This window comes from Candidatus Corynebacterium faecigallinarum (assembly GCF_052264515.1).
Classification (GTDB): domain Bacteria; phylum Actinomycetota; class Actinomycetes; order Mycobacteriales; family Mycobacteriaceae; genus Corynebacterium; species Corynebacterium faecigallinarum.
Genome location: NZ_JBQQOC010000001.1, coordinates 123,782 through 148,512, shown reverse-complemented (window position 1 = coordinate 148,512; position 24,731 = coordinate 123,782). Strand labels below are relative to the sequence as shown.

The window sequence follows — 24,731 nt, the reverse complement described above, 5'->3', positions numbered from 1 at the left end:
CTACTTCTCCCTGAGTTCCAGCGCGATACCGTTGATGCAGTAGCGCAGGTCGGTGGGGGTGTCGTAGCCCTCGCCGGCGAAAACGTGGCCGAGGTGCCCACCACAGGTGGCGCAGAGCACCTCGGTCCTTCGCGTTCCGAGCGAGTCGTCGGCGCGGGTGATGACCGCGTCGGTGTCCGCCGGGTCGAAGAAGGACGGCCATCCGCAGTGCGAATGGAACTTCTCGGTGGAGCGGAACAGCTCGGTACCGCAGCCTCGACAGTGGTACACCCCCTCGGTCTCCAGATCGGTGTAGGAACTGGTGAACGGACGCTCGGTCGCCGCATTCCGCAGGACCTGGTAGGTGTCCGGGGCCAGGCGCTCGCGCCACTGCTCGTCGCTGAGGGCGGAGAAGTCCTCGATGGGGTTGACCTCAGGGGTGTGGTCGGTCATCGTCGATGCCTCGCTTCATACTCGTCGGGGGAGTCTGTGTCGGTTGTGCCACCGTCCGGGGTTCCACTGTCCGGAGATCCGGCGTGGCTGTCGGTGTCGACCGGTGCAACGTGACCGGGGCCGTCATTGTTCCCCGACCCGGCTTCCTCACCGTTGCCGGCACGCCAGTCGGTGACCAACCACACCACCACGCAGGCAGCGGCTGTGATGACGATCAGTCCCCAGCCGACGGTGCCGCGGGTGTACTCGATGATCTTGCCGGCCCGCTCCCACCGGTCGGACCCCCACTCGTCGTAGGACAGACACCAGTAGATACCGAACCAGGTCACCGGGTTGTGCATCACCGACAGGCGCCCGAAGACGGTGAAGATCATCGGCAGCAGCATCATCGAGTAGTACATCTGGCCCAGGGAGCTGACCAGGAACACCCCGGTCATCAGGATGCCGGTGGACGTCGCCGCCCACATCCACGGGTCGCTGTTGCGCCAGCGCAGCAGTCCGAGCACCGCCACGGCAATGGCCAGGGCACAGAGCCCGCGCAGAACCAGGACGATCCAGTCGTCCATCCCGTAGTAGACACCCACCCCGGAGATGGAGGAATTGGCGTAGTCACGGACCTCGCCGAGATAGGGCACCAGCTTGTCCAGGTAGTCGCCGGGCTGGTTCATCAGTGGAATGGCAGCCAGGTTCAGCACCACCGGTACCGCGATACCGGAGATGACCGCCGACCACTGGGCGCGGACGAACGGCAGGAACAACAGGACGGCGAACTGGGGTTTGACGGTGATGGTCAGACCGATGACCAGGCCGGCCAGGATACTGGCCCACCGACTGTTCTGCCCGTTACCGGGGCCGAGTTTCCACGAGATGTCGCCGCGTCCGACAAGCAACCACCAGAGGAAGGCCACCTCGGCGAGCAACAGGATGCCGTTGATGTTGGAGAACAGCAGCGTGTTCGTCACCGACTCGGTGGCGAAGACCAGGAAGATGGCCACCGGCAGCACCGGTCCGGTCAACGGCTGACGGACAATCTTGGTCAGCAGTGCCAGGGCAGCGATCACGGCGATGGCGTTGGCGGCGATGAACATCGCCCGACCGAGACCCCAGGACGGGGCGAGGGTCATCGGGCTGAGCAGCAGGGTGCCGCCGGGGGAGTAGAGGTAGTGCGGGTCGACGAAGCTGTAGTTCTCGTTGTAGACCGGCACGCCATCGCGGAAGCGGTGCAGTGCGTCCCACACGGTAGTGAAGTCGTCGGTGGGGTGCTGGTTCTGTGGAATCAGCACGATGCGGTGCAGCATCGTCATGATGGCCAGCGGCCATGCTGCCATGGTCAGTGCCCCAGACGGGGTGCGCAGTGAAGCCCAACGAGAGGGCGCGCGTCCGTTCGAGGGAGGAGTTGTCGTAGTCATGGCGGTCACCCCGAGAATGTTAGCTGTTGTGCGGTCCGAAATACGGTTCCGCCACGGATTACGTGGACCGCACACGCCGGACGCCCGCCGCCTCCCGGGGGAGACGGCGGGCGTCCGGCCTGTCGTGGAGCGGATGACGAGACTCGAACTCGCGACCCTCACCTTGGCAAGGTGATGCGCTACCAACTGCGCTACATCCGCAAAAAAGTGACCAGGCGACGATGCCTGTTCGTGCGCGATACTGGGATCGAACCAGTGACCTCTTCCGTGTCAGGGAAGCGCTCTCCCGCTGAGCTAAACGCGCGGGCTTCTCCCGCCGCCACCAGCCCAGGGCCGGTAGGGGGAAGTGGAGCGGATGACGAGACTCGAACTCGCGACCCTCACCTTGGCAAGGTGATGCGCTACCAACTGCGCTACATCCGCAAAAAAGTGACCAGGCGACGATGCCTGTTCGTGCGCGATACTGGGATCGAACCAGTGACCTCTTCCGTGTCAGGGAAGCGCTCTCCCGCTGAGCTAAACGCGCTTACTGCGAGGTGGAAACGGGAATCGAACCCGTGTACACGGTTTTGCAGACCGTTGCCTAAGCCACTCAGCCATTCCACCGTGGCGTCTCCGCCTCGTTCGGACCTTGACTCTACCGGTTGGGCACCGGAAGAGTAAAACCTAAGACCCTGAGCGGATGACGAGACTCGAACTCGCGACCCTCACCTTGGCAAGGTGATGCGCTACCAACTGCGCTACATCCGCAAGCACCGTGTTGTTCCGGTGCGCTGCAAAACTCTATATGTTCCGTCCCCTAGGCACAAATGTGCACGTCATCGTTGGTTCCGGCGTGGGATGTCGGGCATGGTGCCCGGCAATCGAACCCCATCGTTGTGATTCTGCATCGAGAATGTCTGGTGATTGCACCGTTATTGCCCTGTGGTTCGGCCCTGTGGTTCCGCCCCGGTGCGCTGGCGGCGGTTCGCACGGGGCATAAGGGCGACAGGGCCTGCGACCGCAACGGCGAAATCAACCATCCATGCCGTGACGTGCGAAGTTGTGCTCGGGTGGTGTGGTGGTGATAGGTTACATCTCGTTCGCCCGAGGTCCCATAGCTCAGCGGAAGAGCGTTCCGTTCACACCGGAGAGGTCGCTGGTTCGAACCCAGCTGGGACCACCACGACACTACAGCCCGTCAGTACCGTCACGGTACCGACGGGCTGCTTTCGTTTATCCGGTGTCACCTGCCATAAGCTGGGCCTGTACCCCTATGCAGGTGTCCCCGGGAACTGCCGGGCAGTCCGGAACGACCTGTGGAGCGAAGGGCCGTAGACTACATGCTGCGCCCCGATTCACCTGTGCTGATTGACCTGCGCAGCCTGACCTGCGCTGATCTGAAAGGACGACGATGTCCCGTTCCTCCACCACTGTCCGCCGATGCATCCCGTTTGTCGCGCCGATTGCCGCTGCGGGACTGGTGATCGCGACGACTCCCGCCGCCTTCGCCCACGACCAGGTGGCCGGTGGAAGCCCGGAGCCTGAGAGCACCGTCTCCTCGGTTCCGGAGTCCATCGTGGTGGAGAACTCGGCGGAACCCCGCGAGGACTACAACTCGATCGCCCTGTCGCTCTGCGGTGACCAGGTGGTGTCTGGCGAGCCTTCCATCGACGGCTCGTCATTGACCCTCGACGTCCCCTCGGACGAGGACCTGGCTGACGGTGAGTACACGGTCGGTTACCAGATCACCTCCTCGGACGGTCACCCGATCCGCGGCAGCTACACCTTCACCCTCGACACCGGGAGTGGCGAGGTCGTCGACTGCGCGTCCGGTGAGGAGGAGTCCGCCTCCGGCGATGCGGACGAGGACGGTCTGCCCTCGTGGACCGGCACGGCGCTCGGCATCACTGGTGTCATCGTTGTGGCAGGTGCCTTGATCATGGCTATCGCCCGATTCCGGAACATGAACCGCGACGAGGACAACTGACCCATGATGTCTTCTCGCACCACCCGACGTAGCTTCCTCACCGGAGTCGGGGTTCTCTCGGCTACTGCGGCAGTAGCTACCGCCGCGTCCTGCGCCAACGGCGGTGGGACAGACGGTGACGGCACGGACAACAGTGGCGCAGACGGTGCAGGTGGCACAGGCACCGGCGGTATCGGCGACACCGGCACGGTCACCTTCGACGGCCCCCACCAGGCCGGCATCACCACACCACTGCAGTCCCACAACACCACCGTGGCATTCACGCTGCGTGACGGGGTGGACGCCGACGGCGCCCGGCGGCTGCTGCGTCTGTGGACCGACGATGCCAGGCGGCTGTGCACCGGCGGGACCGTCCTGGCCGACCTGGAACCCGAGCTCTCCGAGACCACCGGGAACCTCACCGTGACCTGTGGGTTCGGCGCGTCCTTCTTCAACCGGACCAAGATAGGGAACCGGCCGGACTGGTTGGAGCCGCTGCCGAAGTTCACCGGTGACCGTCTCGACAACACCTGGGGCGAGCGGGACATCGTCCTGCAGATCTGTGGTGACGACCGCACGACGGTCTCCCACGCGGTCCGCGTGCTGGTGCGGGGCGGGGCGGACTATGCCCGGCCGTCGTGGAGCCAGGAGGGCTTCCTCGACATCCCGCTCGACACCGACGGACAACAGGGAACCCCGCGCAACCTCTTCGGCTTCAAGGACGGCACGGTCAACCCGGACACCGCGGACGAGCAGGACGAGCATGTCTGGATCGGCGAAGGACCACTCGCCGGCGGGACATGCATGGTCATCCGGCGCATCGCCTTCGACATGCCGGAATGGGAGGCCGCGGACCGGATCACCCGCGAGGTGTCGATGGGACGCACCATCGTCGAGGGCGCGCCGATCGGTGGGGAGAAGGAGTTCGACGAGCCGGACTTCGAGGCCTTCGGTGACGACGGACTGCCGGTCATCGACACCAACTCCCACATCGCCCTGGCCACCGCCACCGGGCACGAGGACACCGACCCGCTGCTTCGTCGGGCCTACAACTACGACCTGCCGGTCACCGTCTCCGGTGCGGACGATCTGGTCGACGCTCCGCTGATGGACCTCTCGGACACCGGCTTGATCTTCACCTGTTTCCAGCGTGATCCCCGACGGTCCTTCATCCCGATGCAGCGGCGACTGGCGGAGGGGGACCGGCTGAATGAATGGATCGTCCACGTCGGCTCGGCGGTGTTCTATGTGCCGCCGGGAACCGACGAGGACGGCTTCTGGGGCGAGGAGCTCTTCGACTGACCTGATCCGTGCCGGTGGCACGGCTGGTCACCCCGCCAGGTAGTGTAGTCCTCGACTTCCAGTCGAGGATCGATGAAGCGATCCGGACCGTCACCAGGTATGTGACTGTCCTCATCTGTCGTGTTAGGAGCACACCCGAAGTGAGTAATTCAGCATTGGACGCCGGCAACGGAATCGGAAACCCCGAGGTCACCGTGCCGGAGGCGACGTTCACCGTCCCCGCCGGTGAGTCCGCTGGCGCCGCCATGCGTCCCCTGGAGCTGCCGAACAAGGGCCCGCAGGCCATTGTCTGCGTCCGTGATGCCGAGGGAAACCTCCGCGACCTGGCCTTCACTCCTGACACCGACACCGAGGTCACCGCCGTCGCCGCCGACACCGAGGACGGACGTGGTGTGATCCGCCACTCCTGCGCCCACGTGCTCGCACAGGCTGTTCAGAAGGAGTTCCCGGGCACCAAGCTCGGTATCGGCCCGGCCGTCGAGAACGGCTTCTACTACGACTTCGAGCCGGCCGAGCCCTTCACCCCGGAGGACCTCAAGCGCCTCGAGAAGGCGATGAAGAAGATCATCAAGTCAGGTCAGCGCTTCGAGCGTAAGGCCTATGACTCGGTGGAGGACGCCCGTGAGGAGTACCTCGACGAGCCCTTCAAGCTGGAGCTGGTGGACGACAAGTCCCGGGGTGACATCCCCGAGGACGACGCCGCCGCCGAGGTCGGCGAGGGCGAACTGACCGCCTACTCCAACCTCAACCCGCGCACCGGCGAGGTGGAGTGGTACGACCTGTGCCGTGGCCCCCACGTGCCCACCACCCGCTACATCCCGGCCTTCGCCCTGACCCGCACCTCCGCCGCCTACTGGCGCGGTGACCAGTCCAAGGCCGGCCTGCAGCGCATCTACGGCACCGCCTGGGAATCCAAGGAGTCCCTCGACGAGTACCAGACGATGATCGCCGAGGCCGAGAAGCGTGACCACCGGCGTCTCGGCTCCGAGCTTGACCTGTTCAGCTTCCCCGACGAGATCGGCTCCGGCTTCCCGGTCTTCCATCCGGACGGAGCGACGATCCGCCTGGAGATGGAGGAGCACTCCCGTCGCCGCCACATCGCCTCGGGCTACTCCTTCGTGTCCACCCCGCACATCACCAAGGGCACGCTGTTCGAGAAGTCGGGCCACTTGGACTGGTACGCCGACGGCATGTTCCCGCCCATGAAGCTGGACGAGGAACGCGACGCCGACGGCAACATCACCAAGCAGGCCGTCGACTACTACGCCAAGCCGATGAACTGCCCGATGCACAACCTGATCTTCGCCTCCCGTGGCCGGTCCTACCGTGAGCTTCCGCTGCGACTCTTCGAGTTCGGCACGGTCTACCGCTACGAGAAGTCCGGTGTGGTCCACGGCCTCACCCGTGCCCGCGGCTTCACGCAGGACGACGCCCACATCTACTGCACCGAGGACCAGCTCGAGGTCGAGCTGACCACCGTGCTGGAGTTCATCATCTCCCTGCTCAAGGACTACGGTCTCGATGACTTCTACCTGGAGCTGTCGACCAAGGACCCGAACAAATACGTCGGCTCCGACGAGGTCTGGGAGAAGGCCACCGAGACTCTGCGTGCGGTCGCGGAGAAGTCCGGCCTCGAGCTCGTCCCGGACCCGGAGGGCGCGGCCTTCTACGGCCCGAAGATCTCCGTGCAGGCCCGCGACGCCATCGGCCGCACCTGGCAGATGTCCACCGTGCAGCTGGACTTCAACCTGCCGGAGCGTTTCGACCTGGAGTACACCGCCAACGACGGCACCAAGCAGCGTCCGGTGATGATTCACCGCGCCCTGTTCGGTTCCATCGAGCGTTTCTTCGGCGTGCTGCTGGAGCACTACGCAGGCGCCTTCCCGGCCTGGCTGGCCCCGCACCAGGTCACCGGCATCCCGGTCGCCGACGAGTTCATCGCCTACCTCGAGGGCATCACCGCCGAGCTGCGTGAGCACGGTATCCGTGCCGCGGTCGACACCTCCGACGACCGCATGCAGAAGAAGATCCGCAACCACACCACCGGCAAGGTGCCCTTCATGCTGCTGGCCGGTGGCCGCGACGTCGAGGCCGGGGCGGTCAGCTTCCGCTTCCTCGACGGCACCCAGGTCAACGGTGTGCCGAAGGACGAGGCCGTGCGAATCATCACCGAGTGGGTCCGGGCTCGCCGCAATGAGCAGCCCAACGGAGAGAACATTGCCGAACTCCGCTGACACCCGCCCCACCTCCGACAGTGTCCCCGGCACCATTGGCGGCAACGGTGAGACGGTGACGGATACCGGCGTCGGGATAGAGGACGGACTCGCCCGGCTGTGGGCCCCGTACCGGTCGGCCTACATCGCCGAGAACGGGGCGTCCGGAGGTGCTGGCGCATCCGGCGCTGGCTCGAAGAGCGACGATCCTTTCGAGGACCTGCCGGAGAAGTCGGACGAGGAGGCCCTCATCGTGGCGCGCGGTGCCGAGGTCTTCTGCATCCTCAACCTCTACCCGTACAATCCGGGGCACATGATGGTCCTTCCGTACCGGAAGGTCGCGTCATACGAGGATTTGACCGACAGTGAGACTGCCGAAATGGCAGACTTCACCAAGAAGGCGATCCGGGTGCTGCGTCGGGTGTCACGTCCGGAAGCGTTGAACGTGGGCATGAACCTTGGCAAGGCCTCCGGTGGGTCGGTGCCGGGACACCTGCACCAGCACATTGTGCCGCGGTGGCAGGGCGACACCAGTTTCATGACGGTGTTGACCGGTTCGAAGATCATGGTGCAGTTGCTGGGGGAGACCCGCCAGCTGCTGGCGCAGGCGTGGAAGGAGATCTAGAGGAATGTTGAGCGTTCGCGGACGCCGTCCGGCGGCGGTGGTCATCGAGCCGATCGCCCGACGGTTGGTCAATTGGGGAGTGTCCCCGAACGCGGTGACGATCACGTCGACCGCGGTTGCCGTCATCCTCTCCATCGCTCTGATCCCCACCGGTCATCACTTCCTTGCCGGCATCCTGCTCGGCATCACGGTGGCCACCGACATGGTCGACGGCACCATGGCGCGTATGCGTGGCGGTGGCACCAAGTTCGGTGCCACCCTCGACGCCACATGCGACCGCATCTCCGACGGTGCACTGTTCGGCGCGATCGCCTGGTGGCTGGCCTTCCAGGACGAGCATTCACCGCACAAGGGACTGTTCGCCGCCGCCCTGGTGATCATCGTGGCCAGCCAGGTCACCTCGTATGTCAAGGCCCGTGCCGAAGCCTCCGACATCAAGGTCGACGGCGGGTTGATCGAGCGTCCGGAACGCCTGATCATCGGACTGGTCTCTCTCGGCATCTCCGGACTGGGCGTGCCGTACATCCTGGGGATCGGCATAATCGTCCTGGCCATCGGCTCGGTCTATACCGTCATTGAACGACTGGTCCTGGTGGCACGGTCGGATGCCGCCTCGGAGGTCATCGCCGCCCCGACGGGCGCGGCGGAGTTCCCCTCTGCCGAGGGACATGACGAGGCAGGGAAGGATGCTGCACAGTCGGAGGCCGCGGGATCGGACGCTGCAGGTACCGGCTCAAGCTCCCGCACTGACTCCGACACGAACCCGGGCGGCGACACCCCCGGAAACAAGGGGGTAACCACATATGAGTGACCGCGCTGAGTCCACGACCGAGTCCTTCGCCGAAAAGCTCAGCTCCCTGGCCTACCGTGCCGGATGGGCGCTGACCCGACGGGTGCCTGAACCTGTCGCCGACCGGCTGTTCACCCTCATCGCCGACAAGGTCTCCGACGGTGGAACCGGCCCGGCACAACTGCGCGCCAACCTCGGTCGCATCGTCGGTGACGCCAATGTCACCCGCGAGATGGTGCGGGACGCCATGCGGTCCTACATGCGCTACTGGCGCGAGGCCTTCCAGCTGCCCAGCATCGCCGGCCCGGAGCTCGCCGCCCGGGTCCACGAGGGTTTCGACCCCGCCGACGTGGCACGCCTGGACGCCGCGATCGCCCGTGGCCGGGGCGTGGTGCTCAGCCTGCCGCACTCCGGCAACTGGGACATGGCCGGCATCTGGCTGGTCGACCACTTCGGCCAGTTCGCCACGGTCGCCGAACGCCTCAAGCCCGAGAGCCTCTTCGACGCCTTCGTGGAGTACCGCGAGTCCCTCGGTTTCGAGGTCCTCGCCCTCTCCGGCGGGGAACAGCCTCCCTTCGGCCGGCTCAAGGAGGTGCTCAACGGCGGCGGTGTGGTGTGCCTGCTCGGCGAGCGTGATCTCTCCGGCAAGGGTGTCGAGGTCGACTTCTTCGGCGAGCGCACCTCCATGCCGGTCGGCCCGGCACGTCTGGCACAGCAGACCGGTGCCGCGCTGATGGTCTACCACTCCGGGTTCTCGGAGGACGGCTGGATCTCCCGGATCAGTGAGGAGCTCGACACCGACCCGGCGCGTCCGGTGGCCGACATCGTCCAGGACCAGGCGGACATCTACGCCCGCAACATCGCAGACTTCCCGACCGACTGGCACATGCTGCAGCCGCTGTGGTTCTCGGATCTCTCCGAATCGCGTCTCAAGCGTATGGGGGTCTCTGATGCCGGGTTGTCGGATCCGGAGGTGTCGGATTCGTGAAAATCGGCATGGTCTGCCCCTACTCCTTCGATGAGCCGGGCGGCGTGCAGATCCACGCCATCGACCTGTGCGAGGAACTTGCCCGACGTGGCCACGAGGTCAGCCTGATCGGCCCCGGTGGTCCCGATGCCGAGGTCCCGGACTTCGTCGAGATCGGTGGCGGATCGATCCCCATCCCGTACAACGGCTCGGTGGCCCGGTTGTCCTTCGGGCCGTCCACCTGGCGTCATCTGGGACGGTGGATCCAGAACCACGACTTCGACGTGGTGCACATCCACGAGCCGAACTCGCCGTCCTACTCGATGATCACCCTGGCGAAGGCCGACGGGCCGATCGTGGCAACCTACCACGCCTCAGCCAGCGAGTCGATGATCCTGCGGGTGTTCCTGCCGATCCTTCGCCCTTTCCTGGAACGGATCCAGGGCGGCATCGCGGTCTCCGAGGAGGCCCGACGCTGGCAGGTCGAGATGCTCTCCGGCGACCCGGTACTGATCCCCAACGGGGTGGACACCGGGACATACCGCGCAGCGCACCCGATGCCGGGTCTGGACCCAGAACGTCCGCGGGTGATGTTCCTCGGCCGCTACACCGAGCCGCGCAAGGGATTCCCGCTGCTCCTCAAGGCATTGCCGGCGGTGCTGAAGGACGTTCCGGACCTCGAGGTCGTCGTCGTCGGTGGCGGGGAGGTCGAGGAGTTGCGCCAGATGCTGCGCAAGGCCAGGATCAGCTACGTCGAGGGGATCGGCGAGGCTGGCGGTGACTCGTCGGCGACGGTGCGCATCCTGGGACGCCTCAGCGAGGTGGACAAGGCCGCGGCACTGGCAGCGTCCGACGTCTACGTCGCCCCGAACACCGGCGGTGAGAGCTTCGGCATCGTCCTGGTGGAGGCCATGGCCGCCGGCGCGGCGGTGGTGGCCAGCGACATTCCGGCCTTCACCGCGGTCACCGACCATGGACACGCCGGACGGCTCTTCGCCAACCGCTCGCACCGCGACCTCGCCCGGGTGATCTCCGAGGTTCTCGGCGACGACGTGGAGCGCGCGGCCCTGATCGAACGAGGTGTCGCCCGCAGCCGGGACTTCGACTGGGAGCGGGTCACCACCCAGGTCGAGCGGGTCTACGAGGCGGTTGTGACCCCGGGACGAAAGGTACGTAAGGCATGATCCCCGTATGGGCCCTGATCCTGGTGATCGTGCTGGCCGCGGCGGCTCTGATCGGCCTGTGGCTGTCGCTGACGGCGTCTCGGCTGAACCGGTTGCACATCCGCACCGACGCCGCCCGTCTGAGCCTGGAGGGCGCGCTGGAGACCAGGTCGGCGATAGTGTCGGTGCTGCGTCCCGACCTTGCCGCACGCACCGGCCAGACCTCCGCCGTCGCGCTGCGGGCCACCGACATGAGCGCCCGGTCGGACGCGGAGAATGTGGTGCTGCGTCAGCTACACCAGGAGGATCTGGTGGCTCCGGCGTTCGTCGAGGCATCGGTGAAGGTCGACCTGTCGGCCAGGTTCTACAATGAGGCCGTAGGAGACACGCGCGACCTGCGTAAACGTCCTGCAGTGCGGTTCTTCCGGCTGGCCGGCTCGGCACCGTTGCCGGAGTTCTACGAGGCAATGTCCATCGGCGACGGCTCCGAGTAGGGCAGGATAGAGTCCCGGGTAAGCCCGTTGTACAGCCCTATGGACAGCCCTGTGGACAGCTCTGTCTGAATTGCCCTGTAGGCTTGATTAACGATAACCATCTGCTGACACCGCGCGAACCGGTGTCATTCGAGAAAACATGAGGTTGACGATGACGGATAATGGTGTGGGAAGCGGAGCCCGTGGGACGGCACGTGTGAAGCGTGGACTCGCCGACATGCTCAAGGGGGGTGTGATCATGGACGTGGTCACCCCGGAGCAGGCCAAGATCGCCGAGGATGCCGGTGCCACCGCCGTGATGGCACTGGAGCGGGTTCCCGCTGACATCCGCGCCGAGGGCGGTGTGTCCCGCATGTCCGACCCGGACATGATCGAGGGCATCATCGAGGCGGTCTCCATCCCGGTGATGGCCAAGGCCCGCATCGGTCACTTCGTCGAGGCGCAGGTGCTGGAGAGCCTCGGTGTCGACTTCATCGACGAGTCCGAGGTCCTCACCCCGGCCGACTACACCAACCACATCGACAAGTTCGACTTCACCGTGCCCTTCGTGTGCGGTGCGACGAACCTGGGCGAGGCACTGCGCCGTATCAACGAGGGTGCGGCGATGATCCGCTCCAAGGGTGAGGCCGGTACGGGCGACGTCTCCAACGCCGTGACCCACATGCGTACCATCCGCGGCGAGATCAACCGCCTGCGTTCCATGGCCCCGGACGAGCTCTACGTCGCTGCCAAGGAGCTGCAGGCCCCGTACGAGTTGGTCCGCGAGGTCGCCGAGAACGGCAAGCTGCCGGTGGTGCTGTTCACCGCCGGTGGTATCGCCACCCCGGCCGATGCCGCGATGATGATGCAGCTCGGTGCCGAGGGCGTCTTCGTCGGCTCCGGTATCTTCAAGTCCGGCGACCCGGTCAAGCGTGCCAAGGCCATCGTCCAGGCCACCCTGAACTATGAGGACCCGAAGACCGTCGCCGAGGTCTCCCGTGGTCTCGGCGAGGCCATGGTCGGCCTGAATGTCGACGAGATCCCGGAGCCGCATCGTCTGGCCGAGCGGGGCTGGTGATCTTCCGTGTCCCCCCGTCGTCCCCGCATCACTGACGTCCTCGATCTCGAACGGATCGATGACGGGATCTACCGTGGCCAGGTGATCCCGTCGGCGTTGTCCAGGACGTTCGGTGGCCAGGTTGCCGCCCAGGCGCTGGTTGCCGCAACGAAGACGGTGGGACCGGAGTACCGGGTGCATTCGCTGCACGGTTACTTCGTGGGCCCGGGCAATTCGGATCATCCCACGGTCTACCTCGTCGACGAGGTCCGCAACGGCCGGTCGTTCCGAGTCCGGTCGGTCAAGGCCGTGCAGGACGGACGCACGCTGTTCATCATGCAGTCCAGCTTCCACCTCCGTGACGACTCCGGCCCGGAGCATTCCGACCTGATCCGTCGAGTGCCGCCCCCGGAGGACTGCGCTCCGGCATTGTCGAATGGACGGGCTGCGTCGAATGCCTTCGCCAAGGACTGGGAGGACTGGGACATCCGGATCGTGCCGCCGGAGGATTTCGATCACACCCCGGGCGCGGCGTCCGAGCAGGTGGTGTGGTTCAAGTCGAAGGTGCCCCTGCCGGACGACGAGACCTTCCATATCTGCACCCTGGCGTACATGTCGGATATGACGTTGCTCGGTTCGGCCCTGGTGCCGCACCGCGGCGAACCGGTGCAGGAGGCGTCCCTGGACCACGCGATGTGGTTCATGCGTCCATTCCGTGCCGATGAGTGGTTGCTCTACGACCAGAAGTCTCCCTCGGCCCACGGTGGTCGCGCGCTGACCACCGGCCGGATTTTCAACCAGGCCGGTGACCTGGTGGCCTCGGTGACCCAGGAGGGCCTGACGCGGACGTTGGCCGAAGGTAAGCCGTCCGTCCCGATCAAGACCGACCTGCAGGACCAGGGGAGTGACGCACAGTGACCGATCACCGGCCCCTGATCGGGGTGCTCGCCCTGCAGGGCGGGGTCGTCGAGCATGCGCGGATGCTCGAGTCCCTGGGTGCGCGGACCCGACTGGTACGCCGGACCGAGCACCTGGAAGGCCTCGAAGGTCTGGTCGTGCCCGGTGGGGAGTCGACGACGATGTCGAAGCTGCTGGAGATCGGCGGCCTGCTGACCCCACTGCGTGAGGCACTGGCCGCCGGCCTGCCGGCGTTCGGCACCTGTGCCGGGATGATCACGCTGTCCAGCGAGATTCTCGACACCCGGGCGGACGCCCACAGCCTCAACGCCATCGATGTCACGGTGCGGCGCAATGCCTTCGGCCGCCAGATCGACTCTTTCGAGACCGACCTGGAGGTCGCCGGGGTCACTGACGCCGACACTTCCGCTATCGCAGGGGAGCACACCCCGATGCACGCGGTGTTCATCCGCGCCCCGTGGGTGGAGCGGGTCGGCGCCGGGGTAGAGGTCCTGGCCAGGGTCAGCGACGGGGGCGCAACGGATGGTGCTGTCGTGGCGGTACGCCAGGGCTCCGTGCTCGCGGTGTCCTTCCATCCGGAGCTGACCGGCGACGACCGCATGCACCGCTTCTTCCTGTCGATGGTCGCGCAGCGGGGGAGTGTCCCGGTTCCTCAGGGTGTCTGATCTGGGGGTCTCCCCGACACCCCTTGCATATACGTAGACGTGTGCGTATATGTGGGGGCATGGGAAACAAGACGATCTACATCAGTGACGACGACCGCGAGTTCGTCGAGCGTGCTACCGAGATCGCCGGCGGATTCTCTCCGGCGGTCTCGCAGGCGTTGCGTGACTACGTCGCGGCCCATGACTTGACCGAGCGAGGGTTCGAGCAGGTCGAGATCACCACCCGCACCGGCGGGGTGGACTCGGTCAAGATCTTCCGTGGCCGACGACTCGCCCGCGTCGTGCAGTTCCACCGTGGCCGCTCGGTGCAGTGGACCAGTTATGCCACACCCAAGGGGAACATCGCCGTGATCACCTCCGAGTCCGCCGACTTCATCGGGATGATGCAGCGTGGTGCCGAGTCCGTAACCGACCATCTCGGTGGCGACCCACGCCGCATGATCGACGCGGTGCGGCGCAGGCTGGCGGAGCAGGGCGGTCCGTGGGCCGCGGTGGATGACTTTGGCGGGTTGTTCTCGGTGATCGACGGCCTCGCCAGTTCCTTCGGGTTCGGGACGCAGCGCCCCGGGCAGCGGGACAGTGCCGATAGTGCAGGCCGTGCCGACCGTGACGGTTCCGCTCCACGAGGTTTCGGTATTCCGGTGCCCATGATGCCGACGGTCGATGATGGCTCTGACGGCCTTGACGGTGATGGTGATAACCGCGAGACTGGATCGGCCGGAGCGTCCGGAGTGTCCGACACCGCCGATACCAACGGAACGCACCGGCTCCCGGGCGACAGTGGACTGGAGGTCTTCGCCTCGGTCGAGGACCTGCGTGAGGCAGCCTTCCGGGACGGTTCGGAGGGGCTCCCTGTCGCTTTCATCACCGCTACCCAGCAAGCGCTGGAGACCCCGCCAGTGGAGGTTCTCGACATTTGATCGACCGCGCCGCGACTATGTGACGGCGTCGTGCACTACTATGGAAGAGTCCTGCACACCAACCACAGGGAGATCAGGTAGACGATGTCCGGCCACTCGAAATGGGCGACAACCAAGCACAAGAAGGCTGCGAACGATGCCAAGCGTGGCAAGGAGTTCGCCAAGCTGATCAAGAACATCGAGGTCGCCGCGCGTACCGGCGGCGGCGATCCGGCAGCGAACCCCACGCTGGACGACATGATCAAGAAGGCCAAGAAGTCTTCGGTGCCCAACGACAACATCGAGCGCGCCCGCAAGCGCGGCTCCGGTGAAGAGGCCGGCGGCGCGGACTGGGAGACCATCGTCTACGAGGGCTACGGTCCCAACGGTGTGGCCGTGCTCATCGAGTGCCTGACCGACAACCGTAACCGCGCGACCACCGACGTCCGTACCGCGATGAACAAGAACGGCGGCAACATGGCGGACGCCGGCTCGGTGTCCTACCTGTTCAACCGTAAGGGTGTCGTGCTGCTCGACAAGGGCGAGAACACCGAGGACGACCTGCTCATGGCCGTGCTCGACGCCGGTGCCGAGGAGGTCAACGACCTCGGTGAGAAGTTCGAGATCGTCTCCGAGCTCACCGACCTCACCGCCGTGCACGAGGCACTGACCGAGGCCGGCATCGAGTACGACTCCGCCGACCCGGACTACCGCGCCGATGTCGAGGTCCCGCTGGACGCCGAGGGTGCGAAGAAGATCTTCCGTCTCATCGACGCCCTCGAGGAGTCCGACGACGTGCAGGACGTCTTCACCAACATGGACGTCTCCGACGAGGTCCTCGCTGAGCTGGACCTCTAGTTCCCGACCTCTAGTCGGCGAACGGGCCGCCGATCGCCATCAGGGCGACGAAGACCACGACCACGCCGACCGCGAGGACGGCGACCGTCACCTTCGGGCGGCCAAGTAGCAGTGCCAGGACGCGATCGGACGCGTCGGCGTCACTGCCCGCCTCGGTGCGCCACGGACCGTCCAGACCGCCCTTCTTCGCCACGGACTGCTCGAAGGGGATGGTGGCGAAGGGGATCACCGCGGCCACCAGGCCGAGGACGCCCCGGCCGGCGGACCACCGGTTGTTCATCCACACCAGTGCGGTGACCACGACGAAGACGAGGAAGGCGAAGCCGTGCAGGGGGCCGGCGATCTGCACCAGGGCTTCGGTGGAGTCCAGGGGATACTTCAGGATCATGCCGAGGATCAACAGGGCCCAGGTGAAGGCCTCGACGAAGGCAGTGGTTCGGTATGTATTTAGAGGAGTCATCAGGGCCTGATCCTACCTGAGGTGCCTGAATTCTCTGCATGTCCATGAACCTCTACTTTCGCACACCTGTGCTATCTTCGGGAGTTGTGAACCATCATGCGTTGAGTCGGTCGGCGGAGGGGCAGCTCGTCATGGGTATCGACCCCGGGCTGACCCGTTGTGGACTGTCGGTGGTGCGGACCGGTGCCGGGCGGGCAATCACGCCGGTCGCGGTCGGTGTCGTCCGGACCCCCTCCGACATCGAGCTATCGCAGCGCCTGCGTCGACTGTCGGATGCGGTGGCGGAGTGGATGGATGACTACCGCCCGGATGTGGTTGCCATTGAACGCGTCTTCGAACGTGGAAATGTGTCCACTGTGATGAACACCGCTCACGCCGTGGGCGTCCTGATGCTCAGCGCCGCCCGCCGCTCACTGCCGGTCCACCAGTACACCCCCAGTGAGGTGAAGAAGGCAGTCTCCGGAAACGGGCGCGCGGACAAGAAGCAGATGACCACCATGATCACCCGCATCCTGGGACTGTCGGAGCCACCGAAACCTGCGGATGCCGCCGACGCACTCGCGTTGGCGGTGTGCCACAGTTGGCGTGCCCCGTTCACCGCACTCGTCGACCAGAAAAGAGGACAACCGTGATCGCTTCCCTGCGAGGAACACTCATCGACAAGGGGTTGGACTACGCCGTCATCGAATGCGGCGGGGTCGGCTACCTGTGCCAGGCGACGGCACGGACCCTCGCCGAACTTCCTCGCGGTCAGGAAGTCTTCGTGCTGACCACGATGGTGGTGCGGGAGGACTCGCAGACGCTCTACGCCTTCCCGGACGCCTCCGCCCGGGAGATGTTCGGTGTGGTCCAGAAGGTCTCCGGGGTCGGTGCACGACTGGCCCTCGGGGTGATGTCCGTCCTGGACCCGCACGAGTTCGCCCGGGCCGTCGCCGACGGGGACGTGAAAGCTCTGCAGCGGGCCCCCGGGGTCGGCAAGCGACTGGCTGAGCGCATGGCCCTGGAACTCAAGGGCAAACTCGACGGCTTCCTGCTTCCCGACAATGGTGGTGGCGGTCAGGACGGCGAACAATCTGCTCCGGGTGCGGGTGCCGATGACTCCGCGGTATCGGAGGCCACAGTTGCCCAGGTGGTCGAGGCACTGGTCGGTCTAGGCTTCACCGGGAAGTCGGCGGCACCGACTGTGGCTGCTGTCGCGGCGGAGATGGACTCCGCTCCGGATCCTTCCGTGTTGCTGCGGGCGTGCCTGGCACGGCTCGGCGGACAGAAGTGACGGTAGTGGCGAAGGTAGGGTGAGCGATCATGGGTGATCTGGAACGGACCGAATTCGACGTGGGTGGCGGTACGACCCCCAGGCGGGGACGCGTCGGCACACCGGAGTTGAACACACCGGAGCTCAGTCCGGTGGAGATGCCGGGGGAGGGCGACGCCGAGTTGTCGCTGCGTCCCCGGTCGTTGCGGGAGTTCATCGGCCAGCCGAAGGTCCGTAGCCAGCTGCAGTTGGTCCTGGGTGGGGCGAAGGCCCGTGGGGTTGCTCCCGACCATGTCCTGCTCGCTGGTCCGCCCGGGCTGGGCAAGACCACGATGGCGCTGATCATCGCCCAGGAACTCGGTACCTCGGTACGAATGACCTCTGGCCCGGCGCTGGAGCGTGCCGGTGACCTGGCGGCGATGCTCTCCAATCTCATCGAGGGCGATGTCCTGTTCATCGACGAGATCCACCGCATGGCCCGGCCGGCCGAGGAAATGCTCTACATGGCGATGGAGGACTTCCGGATCGACGTGATCGTGGGCAAGGGTCCTGGAGCTACCTCGATCCCCATCGAGCTACCGCACTTCACCCTGGTCGGTGCCACGACAAGGTCCGGTATGCTCACCGGTCCGTTGCGCGACCGCTTCGGGTTCACCGCCCAGATGGAGTTCTACGACACCGAGGACCTGACCCACGTGGTCACCCGGGCCGCCGGGATCCTCGAGGTGGACATCACCTCGGATGCCGCCGTCGAGATCGCCTCCCGGTCCCGCGGTACCCCGCGTATCGCCAACCGGCTGCTACGTCGGGTCCGTGATTACGCCGAGGTGGAGGCCGAGGGCAGGATCACCCTGGAGGTCGCCCGGGCTGCACTGCTGATCTTCGATGTCGACGAGCTCGGACTCGACCGGCTCGACCGAGCGGTCCTCAACGCCTTGATCACCGGACACAACGGTGGCCCGGTCGGGGTCAACACCCTGGCGGTGGCGGTGGGGGAGGAACCCGGCACCGTCGAGGAGGTCTGTGAGCCCTATCTTGTCCGTGCCGCAATGGTGTTGCGGACCCCCAGGGGGCGGGTCGCGTCGGCGGCAGCGTGGCGACACCTCGGACTTGAGCCACCAGCCGAGGTGTAGCACGGTCACCATGTGGCAGACTGGTCGCCATGGAACTTATTCTTCTGCTGCTGCTTGTCGTTGTCTTCCTCGGTCTCCCGATCCTGTCGATGCGTAAGCAGGGCAAGCAGATCAACGAGATCAAGAGCTTCCAGTCGCAGCTAGAACCCGGCATGATCGTCCAGATGACCTCCGGCCTGCACGGCCGTATCGACGAAGTCGGCCCGACCACCGTCAGCCTCGAGCTGACCCCCGGTGTCATCACCACCTGGGACCGCAGTGCGGTGCTCAAGGCCGTCGAGCCGGTCGAGGACTCCGCGGACTTCGAGGAGGGGGAGGACTACGTGGGTGACTCTGCGGACGCCGCCGACAACTCCGAGATCTTCACCGAGGGTGCAGACAGCCAGGTTCCCGACAGCCCGGAGGGCATCGAGGACTTCGATTCCCCTCGCGACGGCGACGACAACTCCGACCGTCCCCGCGACTGACACCTCATCCGGACCCGCCCTCGAGAGGGTCGCGTACCCGGGTTCACAGATTCAGGGGTTACACTCTGTCGTCGGCACGCATAATAGTGCAGCCATAGCTATAGCCACATCCCCGATCCATCAGGAGCACATCGCGTGAGTTCACAGGGCTCAACGGCCGCGCGGGCGAAGAAGTGGCCCGTCAGGGCACTCCTCATCTTCCTCGCCATCACCGTGGTCACCTACGGTCTGGTCTTCCTCACCGGCAGCAAAGAACCGGTGCCCCGCCTGGGTATCGACCTACAGGGCGGTACCCGGGTCACCCTGGTTCCCCAGGGTGATGACCCGACCGACGACCAGCTCTCCCAGGCCAGGCGGATCCTGGAGAACCGTGTCAACGGTATGGGTGTCACCGGTGCGCAGGTGCGCGCCGACGGCGACACACTGGTCATCACGGTTCCCGGCGAGGACTCGGCGCAGGCCCGCACCCTGGGGCAGACCTCGCAGCTGCTCTTCCGTCCCGTCATCGACGACGGTGAGATGCCTGGTGAGGACTTCGACACCGCGCTGACCGAGATGGCTGACCGTTGGGTCGAGAACGGCATCATTACCGCCGAGGAGGCCAACCAGAAGCTCGAGGAGGCCGCGCCGGTCTTCGAACAGCTCGGCACGCCCCTCGAGGACGACCTGAAGGTCACCGCCACTGCACCGGAGGACCCGGCCAACTCGATCGAGGAAACCGAGCGCCGCAACCAGATCATCGAGGTGCTGCGCGAGGACCGTCAGTCCGAGGACCCGAACCTGCAGAACGCCGCGGCGATGCTGATGACCTGTTCCGAGGAGCCCGACCCGCTCAGCGGTGCGGACGACCCGGCCAAGCCACTGGTCGCCTGTAGTGCCGAGGGCCCGCTGCCGCTGGCACCGGCCCCCCTGCTCGACGGGGAGGACGACGAGGTCAACGGCGAACGTCTGACCGGTGACATGATCGACACCAACTCACAGATCTTCGGTGGCATGGACACCCAGTCCGGCCAGATCAAGATCACCTTCCGCTTCAAGACCGGGGAGAACAGCCCCGGCGGCGAGACCTGGCAGCGTATCGGCGAGGAGTACTCCCAGCGCCAGGTCGCCATCACCCTGGACAGCGAGGTGCTCTCGGCACCGGTCATGCGCTCACCCACTCCGCCCGGGCGTGACTCGGAGATCACCGGCGACTTCACGGAGCAGGAGGCGGACGACCTTGCGAACAACCTGCGCTACGGTGCGCTGCCGCTGAGCTTCACCGGTGAGGACGGTGAGCCCGGCGGAACCGCCGAGACCGTGTCGCCGACCATGGGTACCGCCTCACTGCAGGCCGGTCTTATCGCTGCTCTCGTCGGCCTGGTGCTGCTCGCCATCTGGTCGATGATCTACTACCGCGGCTTCGGCGTCGTGGCCGTGTTCTCACTGGTGACCTCTGCGGCGATCATCTACGGCGCGCTGGTCCTGCTGGGCAGGTGGATCGACTACAGCCTGGATCTGGCCGGTATCGCCGGTCTGATCATCGGTATCGGTACCACGGCGGACTCCTTCGTCGTCTACTTCGAACGCATCAAGGACCTGATACATCAAGGGTCGAGTGTCCGTTCCGCGGTACCGCGAGCCTGGAAGCGTGCCAGGACCACGATCATCACCGGTAACGTGGTGTCGATTGTGGCGTCGCTGGTGCTGTACTTCGTGGCCGTCGGTGACGTGAAGGGCTTCGCCTTCACCCTGGGTCTCTCGACCCTGGTGGACGTGTTGGTGGCCTTCCTGGTCACCGCCCCGCTGGTGACCCTGATGGCACGGTCGAAGATGTTCCGGTCAACGAAGTGGAACGGTCTGCGTATGGCCTTCCGCGTCGCCGAGCGCAAGCGCCTCGTGGCTGCGACCGCCGTCACCGGGGCGGACGCACCGGATGCACCGGAATTATCGGACGCGCCGGAAGCACCGGACGCCGTGCCCAGCGAGCCGGACGACACCAGCCCAGGTTCCGACACAGACGCAGACATCGACTCTGATGACGATGCCGATGCTGACGACTCCGGAAAGGAGAAGTGACCCATGAGCACCACGACACCCTCCCGGGACGTCCCGACTGTGAACGACCCCAAGTCCCTCGAGGAGCCCAGTTTCCTCGAGAAGGTCTACAACGGTGAGGCCAACTTCGGTTTCGTCGCCCAGCGTCGGCGCTGGTACTGGATCTACGCCTTCATCACCCTCGCCTGCTTCCTGGTCATCGCACTACGAGGTTTCACCCTCGGCATCGACCTGGAGGGTGGCACGAAGCTGAGCGTCCCGCCGGCCAACGGTGCGACCGAAACCACGGTCACCGAGGTGGTCGAGGACGCCATCGGTGTATCCCCGCAGAGCGTCCAGACCGTGGGCTCCGGGGCCAGCGAGCAGATCGAGGTCGCCTCCGAGCGACTCAGCGACGAGCAGATCCAGCAGGCCCGTCTGGCCCTCTACGAGGAGTTCGAGCCGTTGGACAACAACGGCAACCCCAGCCCGGACGCGATCGGTGACTCCACGGTCTCCGAGTCCTGGGGCCAGTCGGTCACTGAACGCATGGCCATCGGCATGGCCGTGTTCCTGGTGATCGTCTTCATCTACATCACCGTGCGCATGGAGCGCGACATGGCGATCTCCGCCATCGTCAGCCTCCTGCTCGACGGAATCGTCGTCGCCGGCATCTACGCCCTGGTCGGCTTCGAGGTCTCGCCGGCCACGATCATCGGTCTGCTGACCGTCCTGGCGTACTCGCTGTACGACACGGTGATCGTCTTCGACAAGGTCCACGAGAATACGCAGGACGTCTTCAGCTCCACGAGAGCGACCTACGGCGAACAAGTGAACCTGGCGACCAACCAGACGGTGATGCGTTCGCTGAACACCTCACTGTTCTCCGTGGTGCCGATCGCCGCCCTCCTCGTCATCGCCGTCTGGCTGATGGGCGTGGGCATGCTCAAGGACCTGGCGCTGGTCCAGTTCATCGGCGTGATCGCCGGTACGGTCAGCTCCATCTACTTCTCCGCCCCGCTGCTGGTCACCCTGAAGTCCAAGCAGAAGAAGGTCGTCGAGCACAACCGTCGCGTGGCCCGTGCCCGCGAGCTCGCCGCCGCCCGCGGCACCGCCGGTGCGTCCGACGACATCGGTGACGGCATGGACGCCGACACCGATGCCGACAATGACAGCCTCAACGGCGCGGACGGCGCGGAGGTCAAGCCGCGTCGCTCGGTGTCGCTGCCGCCACGCGAGTCGGGAGTGGAGCACACCCCCGACAGCAGCCGCACCTGGCGTCCCGGGATGTAAGGGAAGTACCACAATCTCATGTCTGCACGTGTCAGGCGGCTGACGCTCGCCGTCGTCAGCTCGCTCGTCCTCACGCTCGTCGCCTGCAGCTCCGGCGACGAAGGCTCATCGGCGGGAAGCGGTGAGCCGAAATTCGGCTACGCGCTGCCGCGTCCGATCGTCACCCTCAACGCCGCCAGTGCCCTGGGGGCGGCGACAGACGCCGCGAAGGTCTCCGCCCGCCTGTACCCCGGTGCCTTCCTCACCGGCCCGGACGGTAGGCTGTTGCCGAACACCGACCTCGTGACCGCCAGCCCCACCGACGGCAACGGGGACGTCATCGACTACCGCATCAACCAGGACGCCACGTTCTCCGACGGCACCCCGGTGGTCTGCGATGACTTCCTGCTGTCCTGGGTCGCCGCCGAACGCGAGGACCTCTTCGGTTCCGACCTGGGACTGATGCGCCGGATCGACGATCTCACCTGTGAGGGCGGGGCCAAGGACTTCCAGGTGGCCATGGACCGGGGGATCGGCGCGCGTTACCGCGAACTGTTCAGCGTCGGCGAAGTCCTGCCGTCGCACACCATCGCCGAGCGGGCCGGTGTGCCCGATGCGACCGAGGCGATCAACAGCGGTGACACCGAGCAGCTCACCGCCCTCGGTGAAGCCTGGCGGTCCACTTTCACCGTCGCAGCCAATGACCCGGCCACCGTGCCCACCTACGGGCCGTACCGGGTCGCTTCCCGCGGTGAGGACGGCTCATTGTCGCTGGGTATCAACCCGGAATGGCACGGCGTCCAGCCCGGGATCGACGAGATCGTGCTGTGGTCCGGCGCCGGCGCCGGTATCGAGACCCCGGACTACCGCCAGCTCGCCGACAATGACCAGCTCTACGTTGCGGACGTCGACCCCGAGACCGACTTCGTTGCCGCCGGCTTCGAAGCCGGCGCCGGGACGTCCGCCTCGGCGACGGAATCGGCCGACCCCACGGTCTCCGAGGGGGACGACGCAGTGCGTGGCGAGGACAGCTCCGAAGCACCGGACCTGTCGGACGCCGACCCCGGGGCAGGACGCTTCGCCGTCTCCCGTGGTTCCGGCACCCGGGTGGACGGGCTGACCCTGTCCACCGAAGGCATCTTCGCCACCACGGAGAACCGGCAGGCCTTCACCCGCTGCATCGACCGCTCGCGCGTGGCGTCGGCGGTGGAGGAGACCTCCGGCATCGCCGTCGACGAGACCCCGTTCCGGATCCTGGCCCCCGGATCCCCGGAGGCCGACAACCTCACCAGCATCGCGCGGCGCAACAACGACCGTGACCCGCAGGCCACGGCAGGGCGGCTGTCCGGCGCTACCGTCCGGATCGGCTACTTCGGTGACGTCGCCCGGTACCACGGGATGGTCGACGCCGTCGCGGCGTCCTGTACTGAAGCCAATGTCACCGTCGAGCCGGTCGCGTTGAACGCCGATGACTTCGGCTCGCTCGGTGAGGACTACGACGTGCTGCTGGAGACCCGCGCGGCCTTCGGACGCAACCCGCAGGTGTCGGTACCGATGTCCGCCGGGACGTCCACCACCCGTCAGCTCCGCGACGCGGAGAACCGGCTCGCCGACGAGGCCGCGACAATTCCCCTGACCGCCGAACCGCGGGCGGTCGCCGTGGACCGCAGCCTGCAGAACGTCATCGACAATCCGGGTGAGACCGGAATGAGCTGGAACATGGACCGTTGGTCCTCCCAGGATTTCCCTCAGAACCGGCCGGAATCCCCGGCCACGACGCCCGCCGCACGGGCACAGCGAGAGGACGACCAGTGAGTACGGCACAACAGCCACGTTTCAGTAGCGCGATCGAGGCGCTCGACGGGTTGACCCGCTACGTTCCGGACTTCCCCGGTGAGGGCATCGTCTTCCAGGACCTCACCCCGGTGCTGGCCGACGCCGACGGTTTCCGGTTGATCATCGAGGACATGGCGGAGGGTTCCCGGGCAATCACCGGGGCCGGCGGTATCGACGTGGTCGCCGGTCTCGACGCCCGCGGTTTCCTGCTCGGTGCCGCGGTGGCCCGCGAGCTCGGAGTCGGCATCCTGGCGATCCGGAAGGCCGGCAAGCTGCCGCCGCCAGTGCTGCACGAGGAGTATGCCCTGGAGTACGGCACCGCGGCGGTGGAGATCCCCGGTGAAGGGCTCGACCTGAGTGGCACACGCGTCCTGCTGGTCGACGACGTGCTGGCCACCGGCGGTACCCTCACCGCGGCCTGCGCCCTGTTGCGCCAGGCCGGGGCCGAGGTCGTCGGTGTGGCGGTGACGCTGGAGGTCGCCGAACTGGCTGGCGGAGAATGTTTGGGGGACCTACCGTTGTACGTGGTTTCCAGTGGGCAGTAGGCTGGTCGTTCACACACTAGAGGAGACGGTG

23 protein-coding genes, 7 tRNA genes and 1 pseudogene are annotated in these 24,731 nt (G+C 66.0%); 22 read left to right on the top strand and 9 right to left on the bottom strand.

Features of this window, described 5'->3' with window-relative positions; genetic code table 11:
- From msrB to ACTXPP_RS00635, 8 genes are all read right to left on the bottom strand, one after another.
- Positions 1-432, bottom strand: coding sequence for a peptide-methionine (R)-S-oxide reductase MsrB (msrB, locus tag ACTXPP_RS00670; RefSeq protein ID WP_301497393.1), 432 nt, complete (start codon positions 430-432; stop codon positions 1-3).
- Positions 429-1,760, bottom strand: a complete 1,332-nt coding sequence (locus ACTXPP_RS00665; RefSeq protein WP_301497391.1) for a glycosyltransferase family 87 protein — start codon at positions 1,758-1,760, stop codon at positions 429-431. Before ACTXPP_RS00665 ends, msrB begins: the two co-directional genes overlap by 4 nt.
- A 206-nt stretch (positions 1,761-1,966) precedes the next feature.
- A tRNA-Gly gene (locus tag ACTXPP_RS00660) sits at positions 1,967-2,042 on the bottom strand.
- Between the two features lie 31 nt (positions 2,043-2,073).
- Positions 2,074-2,145: transfer RNA gene (locus ACTXPP_RS00655), tRNA-Val, on the bottom strand.
- A gap of 43 nt (positions 2,146-2,188) precedes the next feature.
- Positions 2,189-2,264, bottom strand: a tRNA-Gly gene (locus ACTXPP_RS00650).
- Between the two features lie 31 nt (positions 2,265-2,295).
- Positions 2,296-2,367: transfer RNA gene (locus ACTXPP_RS00645), tRNA-Val, on the bottom strand.
- An 8-nt stretch (positions 2,368-2,375) separates the two neighbouring features.
- Positions 2,376-2,447, bottom strand: a tRNA-Cys gene (locus ACTXPP_RS00640).
- A 71-nt stretch (positions 2,448-2,518) separates the two neighbouring features.
- A tRNA-Gly gene (locus ACTXPP_RS00635) sits at positions 2,519-2,591 on the bottom strand.
- 340 nt (positions 2,592-2,931) lie between these two features.
- On the opposite strand from ACTXPP_RS00635, the gene ACTXPP_RS00630 reads away from it, so the two are divergent.
- The 14 genes and pseudogenes from ACTXPP_RS00630 (at position 2,932) to ACTXPP_RS00565 (ending at position 15,719) form a co-directional block, all read left to right on the top strand.
- Positions 2,932-3,006, top strand: a tRNA-Val gene (locus tag ACTXPP_RS00630).
- A 228-nt stretch (positions 3,007-3,234) separates the two neighbouring features.
- On the top strand, positions 3,235-3,810 hold the full coding sequence (locus ACTXPP_RS00625; RefSeq protein ID WP_443340440.1) for a copper resistance CopC family protein: 576 nt from the start codon (positions 3,235-3,237) through the stop codon (positions 3,808-3,810).
- A 3-nt stretch (positions 3,811-3,813) separates the two neighbouring features.
- Positions 3,814-5,091, top strand: coding sequence for a Dyp-type peroxidase (locus tag ACTXPP_RS00620; protein WP_443340439.1), 1,278 nt, complete (start codon positions 3,814-3,816; stop codon positions 5,089-5,091).
- Between the two features lie 245 nt (positions 5,092-5,336).
- A complete protein-coding gene (gene thrS, locus ACTXPP_RS00615; RefSeq protein ID WP_301494062.1) occupies positions 5,337-7,325 on the top strand; it encodes a threonine--tRNA ligase in 1,989 nt (662 codons plus the stop codon).
- Complete coding sequence (locus ACTXPP_RS00610) at positions 7,285-7,929, top strand: HIT family protein (RefSeq protein ID WP_443340438.1); 645 nt, start codon at positions 7,285-7,287, stop codon at positions 7,927-7,929. Before thrS ends, ACTXPP_RS00610 begins: the two co-directional genes overlap by 41 nt.
- Positions 7,930-7,933: 4 nt before the next feature.
- Positions 7,934-8,587: pseudogene (gene pgsA / locus ACTXPP_RS00605) on the top strand (phosphatidylinositol phosphate synthase); the annotation flags it as partial.
- A gap of 145 nt (positions 8,588-8,732) precedes the next feature.
- On the top strand, positions 8,733-9,707 hold the full coding sequence (locus ACTXPP_RS00600) for a phosphatidylinositol mannoside acyltransferase (RefSeq protein WP_443340437.1): 975 nt from the start codon (positions 8,733-8,735) through the stop codon (positions 9,705-9,707).
- Positions 9,704-10,870 (top strand): glycosyltransferase family 4 protein, encoded by a 1,167-nt coding sequence (locus ACTXPP_RS00595; protein ID WP_443340436.1) that lies wholly within the window; start codon positions 9,704-9,706, stop codon positions 10,868-10,870. Before ACTXPP_RS00600 ends, ACTXPP_RS00595 begins: the two co-directional genes overlap by 4 nt.
- Entirely contained in the window at positions 10,867-11,343 is a 477-nt protein-coding gene (locus tag ACTXPP_RS00590; protein ID WP_301494018.1) for a hypothetical protein, read from the top strand. The genes ACTXPP_RS00595 and ACTXPP_RS00590 overlap by 4 nt, the downstream gene beginning before the upstream one ends.
- Positions 11,344-11,509: 166 nt before the next feature.
- Entirely contained in the window at positions 11,510-12,400 is an 891-nt protein-coding gene (gene pdxS, locus ACTXPP_RS00585; RefSeq protein ID WP_443340434.1) for a pyridoxal 5'-phosphate synthase lyase subunit PdxS, read from the top strand.
- Between the two features lie 6 nt (positions 12,401-12,406).
- Complete coding sequence (locus tag ACTXPP_RS00580) at positions 12,407-13,297, top strand: acyl-CoA thioesterase (RefSeq protein ID WP_443340433.1); 891 nt, start codon at positions 12,407-12,409, stop codon at positions 13,295-13,297.
- Entirely contained in the window at positions 13,294-13,962 is a 669-nt protein-coding gene (gene pdxT, locus ACTXPP_RS00575) for a pyridoxal 5'-phosphate synthase glutaminase subunit PdxT (RefSeq protein WP_443340432.1), read from the top strand. Before ACTXPP_RS00580 ends, pdxT begins: the two co-directional genes overlap by 4 nt.
- A gap of 59 nt (positions 13,963-14,021) precedes the next feature.
- A complete protein-coding gene (locus ACTXPP_RS00570; RefSeq protein WP_443340431.1) occupies positions 14,022-14,882 on the top strand; it encodes a hypothetical protein in 861 nt (286 codons plus the stop codon).
- An 84-nt stretch (positions 14,883-14,966) separates the two neighbouring features.
- Positions 14,967-15,719, top strand: a complete 753-nt coding sequence (locus ACTXPP_RS00565) for a YebC/PmpR family DNA-binding transcriptional regulator (RefSeq protein WP_443340430.1) — start codon at positions 14,967-14,969, stop codon at positions 15,717-15,719.
- A 10-nt stretch (positions 15,720-15,729) separates the two neighbouring features.
- On the opposite strand, the gene ACTXPP_RS00560 is transcribed toward ACTXPP_RS00565, so the two are convergent.
- A complete protein-coding gene (locus ACTXPP_RS00560) occupies positions 15,730-16,179 on the bottom strand; it encodes a DUF3817 domain-containing protein (RefSeq protein ID WP_443340429.1) in 450 nt (149 codons plus the stop codon).
- Positions 16,180-16,310: 131 nt separating this feature from the next.
- On the opposite strand from ACTXPP_RS00560, the gene ruvC reads away from it, so the two are divergent.
- From ruvC to ACTXPP_RS00520, 8 genes are all read left to right on the top strand, one after another.
- Positions 16,311-16,811 carry a crossover junction endodeoxyribonuclease RuvC gene (gene ruvC / locus ACTXPP_RS00555; protein WP_443340478.1) on the top strand — a complete coding sequence of 167 codons (501 nt, stop codon included), beginning with the start codon at positions 16,311-16,313 and terminating at the stop codon, positions 16,809-16,811.
- On the top strand, positions 16,808-17,452 hold the full coding sequence (gene ruvA / locus ACTXPP_RS00550; protein WP_443340428.1) for a Holliday junction branch migration protein RuvA: 645 nt from the start codon (positions 16,808-16,810) through the stop codon (positions 17,450-17,452). Before ruvC ends, ruvA begins: the two co-directional genes overlap by 4 nt.
- 29 nt (positions 17,453-17,481) lie before the next feature.
- Positions 17,482-18,564, top strand: coding sequence for a Holliday junction branch migration DNA helicase RuvB (gene ruvB, locus ACTXPP_RS00545; RefSeq protein WP_443340427.1), 1,083 nt, complete (start codon positions 17,482-17,484; stop codon positions 18,562-18,564).
- Positions 18,565-18,593: 29 nt separating this feature from the next.
- Positions 18,594-19,031 carry a preprotein translocase subunit YajC gene (gene yajC, locus ACTXPP_RS00540; RefSeq protein ID WP_443340426.1) on the top strand — a complete coding sequence of 146 codons (438 nt, stop codon included), beginning with the start codon at positions 18,594-18,596 and terminating at the stop codon, positions 19,029-19,031.
- 135 nt (positions 19,032-19,166) lie between these two features.
- Complete coding sequence (secD, locus tag ACTXPP_RS00535) at positions 19,167-21,089, top strand: protein translocase subunit SecD (protein WP_301494037.1); 1,923 nt, start codon at positions 19,167-19,169, stop codon at positions 21,087-21,089.
- Positions 21,090-21,092: 3 nt separating this feature from the next.
- Positions 21,093-22,340: a protein translocase subunit SecF gene (secF, locus tag ACTXPP_RS00530; protein ID WP_301520195.1), complete on the top strand. Its 1,248-nt coding sequence runs from the start codon at positions 21,093-21,095 to the stop codon at positions 22,338-22,340.
- Between the two features lie 18 nt (positions 22,341-22,358).
- The gene (locus ACTXPP_RS00525; protein ID WP_443340425.1) at positions 22,359-24,134 is read left to right on the top strand and encodes an ABC transporter substrate-binding protein; all 1,776 of its coding nucleotides are present in this window, start codon (positions 22,359-22,361) and stop codon (positions 24,132-24,134) included.
- Positions 24,131-24,700 carry an adenine phosphoribosyltransferase gene (locus ACTXPP_RS00520; protein WP_443340423.1) on the top strand — a complete coding sequence of 190 codons (570 nt, stop codon included), beginning with the start codon at positions 24,131-24,133 and terminating at the stop codon, positions 24,698-24,700. The genes ACTXPP_RS00525 and ACTXPP_RS00520 overlap by 4 nt, the downstream gene beginning before the upstream one ends.
- Positions 24,701-24,731 lie beyond the last annotated feature (31 nt).